The sequence below is a fragment of the Paraburkholderia humisilvae genome (assembly GCF_902859855.1).
Lineage (GTDB): Bacteria > Pseudomonadota > Gammaproteobacteria > Burkholderiales > Burkholderiaceae > Paraburkholderia > Paraburkholderia humisilvae.
This window is the reverse complement of record NZ_CADIKH010000268.1, coordinates 1-2286: the sequence shown is the minus strand read 5'-3', so window position 1 is coordinate 2286 and position 2286 is coordinate 1. Positions and strand designations below refer to the sequence as shown.

At 62.8% G+C, this 2286-nt stretch carries 1 protein-coding gene and 1 pseudogene; one reads left to right on the top strand and one right to left on the bottom strand.

Annotation, left to right across the window (positions count from 1 at the left end):
• Positions 1–37: 37 nt before the first annotated feature.
• A pseudogene (locus HV796_RS41755) lies at positions 38–1183 on the top strand (IS3 family transposase); the annotation flags it as partial.
• A 263-nt stretch (positions 1184–1446) separates the two neighbouring features.
• Here the strand turns inward: HV796_RS41755 and HV796_RS41750 are convergent.
• Complete coding sequence (locus HV796_RS41750) at positions 1447–1797, bottom strand: hypothetical protein (protein ID WP_246356389.1); 351 nt, start codon at positions 1795–1797, stop codon at positions 1447–1449.
• Positions 1798–2286: the final 489 nt, after the last annotated feature.

The window sequence follows — 2286 nt, the reverse complement described above, 5'->3', positions numbered from 1 at the left end:
GACACCTATCCTTTTGAACAGAAGGAGGAGTGTCGAAATGGGCAAGCATCGTATCGCGTACCCGGCGGAGTTCCGGGCGCACATGGTCGAGCTGGTGAGGGCCGGACGCAGACCGGAGGAACTGGAAAAGGAGTTCGAGCCGACCGCGCAGACCATCTACAACTGGGTGGCGCAGGCCGATCGTGACGCCGGCGTGCGTCATGACGGGCTGACCACGGCTGAGCGGCAGGAGCTGACGAAGCTGCGCCGCGAAGTGCGTCAGCTGAAAATGGAAAGGGACATCCTCTCGCAGGCCGCGGCCTGGTTCGCGCGCGAGACGGGAGCCGTGCCACCGAAGGGCGGTACGGATTCATGAGCGCGAACCGGGCCCGCTGGCCCATCGTCACTATGGCACGGCTGCTGGGGGTCTCGGCCAGTGGTTTCTACGCGTGGCGCTTACGTGAGCCTTCGCAACGCTCGCGTAGCGATGCGCAACTGCTCGCACGCATCCGTACGCTGCACGCAAGCTCGCGCGGTACGTATGGCGCACCGCGCATCCATGCGCAACTGGCGCGCGAAGGGGTACATGTGGGACGCAAGCGGGTGGCGCGCCTGATGCGCATCGCGGGTCTGCGGGGCGCCACCCGAGGGCGCTGGCCTCGCACCACGCGGCCACGCGCGGGGGCGCGGCGTGCGCCCGATCTGGTACGGCGGCACTTCTGTGCGGACACGGCAAACGTGCTGTGGGTGGCGGACGCGACCTACGTGCCGACCGACGCGGGCTTCCTCTATCTGGCGGTGGTGCTGGATGTGTTCAGCAGGCGTATCGTGGGCTGGGGGATGTCAAACCACCTGTACACCGAACTGATGCTGCGGGCACTGGACATGGCATTGCGGCAGCGACGCCACGAAGGCGTGATCCTGCATTCGGACCAAGGCCGCCCAGTACACGTCCATTGCCTTCGGGCGGCGCTGCCGCGAAGCGGGCGTGCAGCCGTCCATGGGCACGGCTGGTGATGCGTACGACAACGCGATGTGCGAGTCGTTCTTCGGCACGCTGGAGGCCGAACTGCTCTCGCGCGAACACTTCGCGACCCATGAACAGGCCCGGCAACGCATCTTCTGGTTCCTGGAGGGATGGTACAACGCCCGCCGGCTTCATGGCAGCATCGGCTACTGTTCACCGCTCGAATTCGAAGCCCGTTATGCGCAAACCCGGATGCCATCGCCGCGCGGGTTGCCCACCGGCGGGCAGCGTCGTGGTCGTGACAGGCGACCCGCCGCCCGCCCGTGGACAACCCGCGATTCAACCTTATCGGGAGGTGCCACTCCGCATTAAACTCAACTGCAAATCTATCCGTCGAACCGGGTCACCCTCAGAATTGCCTCTGCCGTGTTCGAGGTGCTGCAGGAATTCCTCGATTCGCAGCTTTGACGGCGCGCGCCCGATATGCTTCGTGGCGAACGTTAGCAGCAGCCGGAACGTGTCACGGCATCGGGCAATATACTTCCGTCGCCGGTCGCGTGGCTGTCGAGAAAGTCACGAATGAAAGGCCCGTATACAAGCAGCGAGTTCTTCGCGAGTTCACGATCCTGCCTCAGATGATCCAGGTATCGGCAATAGATGTGCGCAATCGCGGATTGGCCGTCCAACGTCGGCGAGCGCACGACGGCTTCGGCACGCAGATAGGCGAGGAACTGCCGTAATGTGACACGCTCGCACTGGACGCGGTCTCGTGTGGCGTCGATCAGGCGCGTTATAAAACGAGTCGCGGCAGACTCACCGAGATCAATCAGGTCGATGTTACTGCTCTTCATCCACCCGGAGAACGTACACAGGACTCTTCGTTTCTTGCGAAGCGTTACCTCGGAATAGTGTGCCGCGCGTAGACGATCAAGAAATGCATCAATGTGACGGGTCGGCATCCGCCGGATTCGCTGACTGTGCGTGTCGCCTTCATTTGATCTCTCCTGGCCAGCGAGATAGCCAGCCTGAGAAATCATACGGTTATGCCGACACAGCAATCACGAAAGACCATAGCCGCCGTCACGTGCATGCGTGACGCGGCATAATCGGGGAGTCGTCATAAGGCAGAGGGTTTTTGATCGGCGATCGCGGCCTCTCACGAGTGAGCAGGCCGGTCGGGGCCAGTCCGTGATCGGTAATCAAAACCCCCTCTGCTTTGTGCTAAACCTGCTCCGCAGGCGCTCGCTTCTATGGGCATTGAATGAACGACACGATGATTCCCGATGCCCGGCACATGGCCGTGGCACGCCGGAACCGTGCGATCTGGGAGAGCCGGTGGC